The organism is Paraburkholderia sp. SIMBA_053 (genome assembly GCF_046534895.1).
Taxonomy (GTDB): Bacteria; Pseudomonadota; Gammaproteobacteria; order Burkholderiales; family Burkholderiaceae; genus Paraburkholderia; species Paraburkholderia caledonica.
On sequence record NZ_JAWRXU010000113.1, the window covers coordinates 1 to 453 of the forward strand.

At 48.8% G+C, this 453-nt stretch carries 1 protein-coding gene; it reads right to left on the reverse strand.

Annotated elements, in window-relative coordinates:
* Positions 1 to 453 (reverse strand): class A beta-lactamase (gene bla / locus SB753_RS34810; RefSeq protein WP_410804582.1); only part of this gene is annotated, 453 nt, incomplete at both ends.

Consider the following 453-nt stretch of genomic DNA (forward strand, 5'->3'; position numbering starts at 1 on the left):
GTAAGTAGTTCGCCAGTTAATAGTTTGCGCAACGTTGTTGCCATTGCTGCAGGCATCGTGGTGTCACGCTCGTCGTTTGGTATGGCTTCATTCAGCTCCGGTTCCCAACGATCAAGGCGAGTTACATGATCCCCCATGTTGTGCAAAAAAGCGGTTAGCTCCTTCGGTCCTCCGATCGTTGTCAGAAGTAAGTTGGCCGCAGTGTTATCACTCATGGTTATGGCAGCACTGCATAATTCTCTTACTGTCATGCCATCCGTAAGATGCTTTTCTGTGACTGGTGAGTACTCAACCAAGTCATTCTGAGAATAGTGTATGCGGCGACCGAGTTGCTCTTGCCCGGCGTCAATACGGGATAATACCGCGCCACATAGCAGAACTTTAAAAGTGCTCATCATTGGAAAACGTTCTTCGGGGCGAAAACTCTCAAGGATCTTACCGCTGTTGAGATCC